Genomic DNA, 800 nt, shown 5'->3' on the forward strand with positions numbered 1-800 from the left:
GCGCAGGCTCCTGCCTGCCATGCAGCGCGCCGGAGCCCTGCGCTTTTGGCTGTCGCGGCTGTGGGACTTGCATTTGCCCCGTGAAGCTGCAGTGCTCAAGCCCCACGACCCCAGCCATTTCGAGCGTGTCCTGCGCGAGCGGCTCACACACCCTTACGTCCTCTAGCCCAAGCCACCCGCGGGCCTGATGACCCTTCGGCCAAGGCCTGTTTGAGGGCCTGCGCCAAGCGTCGCTGCTTTCAGGCAAACTGCCCTCCTGCAATATCCCGGTCTCGTCCGGCCCCATTTCCCGCTGAAGACCATGAAACTTAATATTGTTCCCGCAAGCACCGGCATAACCTGGGTCAGGTTGGGCATCAAGACTTTCATGCAGCAGCCCCTGGCCATGTCGGGCCTGTTTTTCCTGTACCTGGCCGCAGTCACGGTGCTTTCCTTGCTGCCGTTTTTCGGACTGATCCTGGCACTGATGATTGTTCCCGCTGCCATGCTGGGCCTGATGGCCGCCACACAGGAAGCCGTGAAGGGAAAATTTCCCATGCCCACGGTGCTTCTCAGCGCTTTTCGCGCGGGACGCGAGCGTTTGGGCGCGATGCTTGTCCTTGGTGCGATCTATACGGCGTTCTGCGTGCTGATCAACTGGATCGTACCGATGCTGGTGGACCCCCCCGTTGCCGCCGACGCGAGCCGCGAGGCGATGATGACGCCGCAGTTCCAGCTGGCCATGGCCAAGAACATGTCGGTGTCCCTGCTGCTGTACCTGCCCGTGCTGCTGCTGTTCTGGCATGCACCCGCCCTGGTTC

At 62.2% G+C, this 800-nt stretch carries 1 protein-coding gene and 1 pseudogene; both read left to right on the plus strand.

What is annotated here, in order from left to right; translation table 11 throughout:
• Positions 1-166: pseudogene (locus AC1DWI_RS25090) on the plus strand (homoserine kinase); the annotation flags it as partial.
• 135 nt (positions 167-301) lie between these two features.
• Positions 302-800: BPSS1780 family membrane protein (locus AC1DWI_RS25095; protein WP_477726173.1), on the plus strand; the 499-nt coding region annotated here is incomplete at its 3' end.

This window comes from Polaromonas sp. P3_C2 (assembly GCF_056402675.1).